At 70.8% G+C, this 6,070-nt stretch carries 6 protein-coding genes and 1 pseudogene; 5 read left to right on the top strand and 2 right to left on the bottom strand.

The genetic code is table 11. From position 1 onward, the window contains the following. On the bottom strand, nt 1-414 hold a 414-nt coding region (locus AC1D1T_RS29435), incomplete at its 3' end, for a PP2C family protein-serine/threonine phosphatase (protein ID WP_477993022.1). Between the two features lie 63 nt (nt 415-477). On the opposite strand from AC1D1T_RS29435, the gene AC1D1T_RS29430 reads away from it, so the two are divergent. Beyond that, nucleotides 478-681, top strand: a complete 204-nt coding sequence (locus AC1D1T_RS29430) for a YdcH family protein (protein WP_047502498.1) — start codon at nt 478-480, stop codon at nt 679-681. Beyond that, nucleotides 659-2,659, top strand: coding sequence for a DNA repair helicase YoaA (yoaA, locus tag AC1D1T_RS29425; RefSeq protein ID WP_477993021.1), 2,001 nt, complete (start codon nt 659-661; stop codon nt 2,657-2,659). The genes AC1D1T_RS29430 and yoaA overlap by 23 nt, the downstream gene beginning before the upstream one ends. A 3-nt stretch (nt 2,660-2,662) precedes the next feature. Here the strand turns inward: yoaA and AC1D1T_RS29420 are convergent, their stop codons facing one another. Continuing rightward, nucleotides 2,663-3,460 (bottom strand): outer membrane protein assembly factor BamD, encoded by a 798-nt coding sequence (locus AC1D1T_RS29420; RefSeq protein ID WP_465112299.1) that lies wholly within the window; start codon nt 3,458-3,460, stop codon nt 2,663-2,665. A 56-nt stretch (nt 3,461-3,516) separates the two neighbouring features. Between AC1D1T_RS29420 and AC1D1T_RS29415 the strand changes: the two genes are divergently transcribed. The 3 genes and pseudogenes from AC1D1T_RS29415 to AC1D1T_RS29405 all read left to right on the top strand — a co-directional run. After that, the gene (locus AC1D1T_RS29415; protein WP_477829366.1) at nt 3,517-4,530 is read left to right on the top strand and encodes an RluA family pseudouridine synthase; all 1,014 of its coding nucleotides are present in this window, start codon (nt 3,517-3,519) and stop codon (nt 4,528-4,530) included. Nucleotides 4,531-4,827: 297 nt separating this feature from the next. Beyond that, nucleotides 4,828-5,628 (top strand): SMC-Scp complex subunit ScpB, encoded by an 801-nt coding sequence (scpB, locus tag AC1D1T_RS29410; RefSeq protein WP_477828390.1) that lies wholly within the window; start codon nt 4,828-4,830, stop codon nt 5,626-5,628. Next, nucleotides 5,615-6,070: pseudogene (locus tag AC1D1T_RS29405) on the top strand (hypothetical protein); the annotation flags it as partial. The gene scpB and the pseudogene AC1D1T_RS29405, both read left to right, overlap by 14 nt.

The following is a 6,070-nucleotide window of genomic DNA, read 5'->3' as shown; positions in this document are numbered from 1 at the left end:
GACCATGTCCGGCCCGCGGAAGTGGTAGCAGCGCGAATCGCCGGCATGGATCATGTCGCACTCGCGCGAGGGGCTGATCAGGTAGGCCACCGCGGTGCTGTGCGGCTCTTCCTCGGCGGTGATCGCCGTCAGCTTGATCATCAGGTGCGCTTCGAGCACCAGTTGCTTCAGCAGCTCGGAGGGATCGTCCTGGTTCGGGCTGTAGCGCTCGAACAGCTGGCGTGCCGTCAGCACCACCTGGTCGGCGGCCTTGCGACCGCCGCTCTTGCCGCCCATGCCGTCGGCCAGCACCGCCAGGGCACACCCGGGAACCCGGTGATGGGGCAGGATCTCGACCTGGTCCTGCTGGTAGGCGCGGTCGCCGCGGTGCATGCCGGTGGCGGCATTCAGCCGATATCCTGGGGGTGTGCTCATGGGCGAAAACTATAATCGCTTTGCCCCCACGCCCACCTGCAATACTCCGCGACGTTCTCCTCGATGGACGACAACCTGCACTCGCCGCAGCGCCGCCTGATCGAGCTTCGCATCGAACACGCCGACCTCGACAGCCTGATCGACCGCGTGGCTGGCGAGCACTCCGACGACGAACTCGCGATGCGCCGGCTCAAGAAGCGGCGCCTGGCCCTGCGCGACCAGATCGCGAAACTGGAAACCCAGCTTGACCCTCCCGAACCCGCCTGATCTGACTCCGCTCGAAGAGGCCGTCGCCGAAGCCTTCGCCCAGGGCGGCGCGTTGTCGCAGGCCGATCCGCGCTATGTCGAGCGCGAGGTGCAGCAGCGCATGGCGCAGCAGGTGGCGCAGGCGATCGACGGGCGGCATGCGCTGGTCGCCGAGGCGGGCACCGGCGTCGGCAAGACCTTCGCCTACCTGGTGCCGACGCTGCTGTCGGGCGCGCGGGCGCTCGTCAGCACCGCCACCAAGAGCCTGCAGGACCAGCTCTTCCTGCGCGACCTGCCGCGCCTGCGCGATGCGCTCGGGCTGCCGCTGACGATTGCGCTGCTGAAGGGCCGCGCCAGCTACCTCTGCACGCACCGCATGAACCAGGCGCGCCAGTCGGCCCAGCTGCCAGACCGCTGGGCGGTGCGCACGCTGGCCAAGATCGAGACCTGGTCGCGCGCCACCACCAGCGGCGACCTGGCCGAGCTCGACGGGCTCGACGAGCGCTCCAGCGTGATCCCGCTGGTCACCTCCACCCGCGACAACTGCCTCGGCAGCGAGTGCCCCGACTACCGCCAGTGCCATGTGATGAAGGCGCGGCGCGAGGCGATGGCGGCCGACCTGGTGGTCGTCAACCACCACCTGTTCTTCGCCGACATGGCGCTGCGCGACTCGGGCGTGGCCGAGCTGCTGCCGAGCGTCGAGGTGGCGGTGTTCGACGAGGCGCACCAGCTCGCCGAGGCCGGCGTCGCCTTCCTCGGCACGACGCTCGGCACCGGGCAGGTGATCGACTTCGCCCGCGACATGCTCGGCGCCGGGCTGCAGTTGGCGCGCGGGCTCGCGCCATGGCAGGAACTGGCCGCCGCCTGCGACAAGGCGGCGCGCGATCTGCGCATGGCCGCCGCCGGCCCGCTGCGCGAGGTGCGCGGCAGCCTGAAGCTGCGCTGGGACGAACGCGCCGAGCGGGCGGATTTCGGCACCGCGCTGCAGGGCGTGGCGCAGGCCTGCGAGGCGGCCCAGCGCGGCCTCGACACCGTCAGCGAGATCGCCCCCGATTTCTCGAAGCTGATGGAGCGGGCGCAGAACTTCCGCCGCATGGCCGCGCAGTTCGAGCAGCCGGCCGCGCCGGGCTGCGTGCGCTGGATCGACCTGTCGCCGCACCAGGCGCGGCTGGTCGAGTCGCCGCTGGACATCCGCGACGCGCTGCGCGAGCAGATGGATGCGGCGCCGCGCGCCTGGATCTTCACGTCGGCCACGCTCGGCGACGACGAGCGGCTGTCGTGGTTCACCGAATCGGCCGGGCTCGAAGACGCGCTGACGCTGCGGGTGGGCAGCCCGTTCGACTACGCCGCGCATGCGCGGCTCTACATTCCCGCCGCCTTCCCGAAGCCGAACGAGCCCGGGCACCCGCCGGCCGTGGCCGCGCTGGCCGCGCGCTGTGCGCGGGCGCTGGGCGGGCGCACCTTCGTGCTGACCACCACGCTGCGGGCGCTGCAGACGGTGGGCGAACGGCTGCGCGACACCTTCGAATCCGAGGGCGACAACATCCAGGTGCTGATGCAGGGCTCGATGCCGAAGCGCCAGCTGCTGCAGCAGTTCCTCGCGCAGCCGCGCTCGGTGCTGGTCGGCTCGCAGAGCTTCTGGGAGGGCATCGACGTGCCGGGCGACGCGCTGCAGTGCGTGATGATCGACAAGCTGCCGTTCCCGCCGCCGAACGACCCGCTGGTCGAGGCGCGCGTCAAGCGCCTGGAGAGCGAGGGCCGCAACCCGTTCTCGGACTACTTCATCGCCGAGGCGGCGGTGTCGCTGAAGCAGGGCGCGGGGCGCCTGATCCGCAGCGAGACCGACCGCGGGCTGCTGGTGGTCTGCGATCCGCGCATGGCCGGCATGAACTACGGCAAGCGGCTGCGCGATGCCTTGCCGCCGATGACGCGGGTGATGGCCGAGGCCGAAGCCCTGGAGTGGCTGGAAGGCCTGCAGGCGCAGGCGCTTCCATTCTGAGTTCTATTGCGCCGTCGCCGGCAGCGGCTCGGACGCGATGAACTCGCTGTTCGGATAGTTCTTGCGCAAGACGCGCCCGGCGTCGTCGCGCAGCTGCTGCAGCCCGAGCTTGTCATAGCTCAGCACCATGATGTGCAGTGCCTCTTCGGTCGCCGGGCTCTGCTGGAATTCCTGCACCGTCTGCTGGGCGCGGTTGGCGGCGGCCACATAGGCGCCGCGCCGGTAGTAGTAGCGGGCGACGTGCACTTCGTAGGCCGCCAGCGAGTTGACGATGTAGCGCATGCGCGCCTGCGCGTCCGGCGTGTACTTCGACTGCGGGAACTGGTCGACCAGCTGCTTGAACGACTGGTACGAGTCCTTCGAGGCCTGCTGGTCGCGCTCGGACAGGTCCTGCCGCGCGATGCTGCTGAACAGGCCGAGGTTGTCGTTGAAGTTGACGACGCCCTGCAGGTACAGTGCGTAGTCGAAGGCCGGGCTGGTCGGGTGCAGCTTCAGGAAGCGCTCGAGGATCGACAGCGCCGTCGCCTTCTCGCCCGTCTTGTAGTTCAGGTACGCTCGCTCCAGCGTGGCCTGCTGCGCGAGCGGCGTGCCGGCGGCGCGGCCTTCGAGGCGCTCGTAGAGCTTCAATGCACGGTCGTAGCTGCCGGCATCGGCTTCGGACTTCGCCTCTGCATACAATTTCTCGACGGTCATCCCGGCCGTTTCGTCTTTCGGGGTCGAGCCACAGGCTGCGAGCAGGGCGGCCAACACGGCTGCCGATGCCAGGCCCGACCACCGGCCAACCAAGCGAATCACATTCATGAGCCTCGTGGCGCCACTGCCGCGGCGCTTCCTGTCGAAAGAAGAGCGGCGATTATATGGTTCACCCCCCCAGCGACCCGGCGCTGCTTCCTGGCGATCCCGATGACGAGGGCCTGGAGGTCGGCGCCGGCGAGGCCCCCGAGCGCCGCGTCGCGCTGATCGATCGCAGCCTGCACGGCGTGCGGCTCGACAAGGCGCTGGTCGCGATGGCCGGCGAGTTCTCGCGCAACCACCTGCAGACGCTGATCGAGGGCGGCCATGTGTGGGTCGACGATCGCCCGGCGACGCAGGCCTCGCGCAAGGTGTCGGCCGGCCAGCAGCTGGTGGTCGAGCTGGTGCCGACGCCCGAGAGCCGCGCCTTCCGCCCCGAGGCGATGGCGCTGGCCATCGTGTTCGAGGACGACGCGCTGATCGTGGTCGACAAGCCCGCCGGCATGGTGGTGCACCCGGCCGCCGGCAACTGGTCGGGCACGCTGCTCAACGGGGTGCTGGCGCACCACCCGGCCGCGGCCACGCTGCCGCGCGCCGGCATCGTGCACCGGCTCGACAAGGACACCTCGGGGTTGATGGTGATCGGCAAGACCCTGCCGGCGGTGACCGCGCTGGTGCGGGCCATCGCCGCCCGCGAGGTGCAGCGCGAGTACCAGGCGCTGGCGCACGGGCGGGTGCCGGCGCAGCCGTTCCGCATCGACGCGCCGCTCGCGCGCGACCCGCAATCGCGCGTCAAGATGGCCGTGGTCGGCGGCGGCAAGCCGGCGCAGACCGACGTGACCCGGGTGGCGCTCGCGGAGTTCGACGAAGGCGCGGTGAGCGCGGTGCGCTGCAAGCTGCACACCGGGCGCACCCACCAGATCCGCGTGCACCTGGCCACGCGCGGCCACACGCTGCTGTCGGACGCGCTGTACGGCGGGCGCCCGGGCCTGGGGCTGGCCCGGCAGGCACTGCATGCGGCGCGCCTGGGTTTCGCGCACCCGGTGGACGGCCGCCCGATGCAGTTCGAGGCGGCCCCGCCCGCCGATCTGGCGCAGGCCTGGCAGCAGGTGATCGAGGCCTCCGAGAAAGCCCCGTGACAGGGTCATCGCAGGGCCTATACAATGGCGCACAATCGCTGCCACCCAGGGAGCGATGATGTGAACTGCAGCGCCGATGTGAATGGCGCGCAGGCTGGTTCTCAGCGCCAAGCCGTCAAGACGGCGCTTCGGACCAGACGCTCCACACTCGACAGCCTTCGCCAACCCAGCGACATCCCAGCGACAACCCGGTGCGTCCACCGGTGCGCCGCGGGATTCGAGCGAAGGCCGATGCGAGCGGAGCCCGCCCCCTGAATGCCTGCCGGCCGAGCCGGCTGAGGATGTGAACGAACGTCAATGAACACACAGGATGCAAAGCGCGTCCTTGAGACCGCGCTCATCTGCGCCCAGCAGCCGATGCCCATGCGTGACATGCGCGCGCTGTTTGCCGACGAACTCGGCCCCGACACCCTGCGTGCGCTGCTCGACGAGTTGATGCGCGACTGGGAGGAGCGCGGGGTCGAGCTGGTGGCGCTGGCCCATGGCTGGCGCTTCCAGAGCCGCCCGGAGATGCGCGAGTACCTCGACCGGCTGAACCCCGAGAAGCCGCCGAAGTATTCGCGGGCCGTGATGGAGACGCTGGCGATCATCGCGTACCGCCAGCCGGTCACGCGCGGCGACATCGAGGACATCCGCGGCGTCACCGTCAGCAGCCAGATCGTCAAGCAGCTCGAGGACCGCGGCTGGATCGACGCGATCGGCTACCGCGAGGCCCCGGGCCGCCCGGCGCTGTACGCGACGACGAAGCAGTTCCTCGACGACCTCGGGCTGGCGAGCCTGGAGCAGTTGCCGATGCTGCAGAGCTCGGCGCTGAACCCCGGTGCGATGGCCGAGGCGCTGGCCGGCCAGCCGTCACTGCTGGAGCCGGAGCAAGGCGCGCTGCCGCTCGACGGCGAGCTGGCGATCGAGGTGTCGCTCGAAGCACCTGTCGAAGAACCCGCCGCCGGATCCCCCGCCGAGTCTCCTTTCGAATCCCCTTCCGAATCCCTCGCCGAACCGGTCGCCGACCTGGCGGCCGTTCCCTCCGCCCCTTCCCCTTCCCATACCGAGCCAGCGGCAGATGCCGCCCCCGAGGACACACCGCATGAACCAAGCTGACGACTCTTCGACGACCCTGCCTCCCGACGCCGAAGGCGGCGAGGCCTCGGCCGCGAAGCCCAAGCGTCGCCGCACGACCAAGGCCGCGGCCACCGACGCGCCGGCGACGGCTGCCGAGGCTGTGCCGGCGGAAGCTGCTGCGGGTGATGCCGCGGAGGCTGCGCCGAAGCCGGCACGCAAGCGCAAGTCGGCCGTGAAGGTGGAGGACGGTGCTGCTGCCGACCACGACACCGGGAGTGCCGCCGCGGCCCCGGTGGCCGAGCCGCTGATCCAGGTCGAGACGAAGCGGCCCCGACCGCCCGTCGAAGCTGCTGCCGCCGCGGCGCCTGCCGCGGCACCGGTCGAGCCGCCGCCCGCCGCCGCCGATGCGCCGGTGATCTTCACCGTGGTCAAGGAGCCCGGCACGGAGCTGCCGCCGGACTGGGATCCGCCCGGCCTCGAG

Source organism: Rhizobacter sp. P2_H3, assembly GCF_056403355.1.
Note: the sequence above shows the minus strand (reverse complement) of the source record. Positions and strands in the feature narration are given on the sequence as shown.

What these genes read in the sequence shown, in the direction of transcription:
- AC1D1T_RS29430 (WP_047502498.1), top strand. Translation starts at nt 478, where the DNA reads ATGGACGACAACCTGCACTCGCCGCAGCGCCGCCTGATCGAGCTTCGC.
- AC1D1T_RS29420 (WP_465112299.1), bottom strand. Translation starts at nt 3,460, where the DNA reads ATGAATGTGATTCGCTTGGTTGGCCGGTGGTCGGGCCTGGCATCGGCA.
- AC1D1T_RS29415 (WP_477829366.1), top strand. Translation starts at nt 3,517, where the DNA reads ATGGTTCACCCCCCCAGCGACCCGGCGCTGCTTCCTGGCGATCCCGAT.
- scpB (WP_477828390.1), top strand. Translation starts at nt 4,828, where the DNA reads ATGAACACACAGGATGCAAAGCGCGTCCTTGAGACCGCGCTCATCTGC.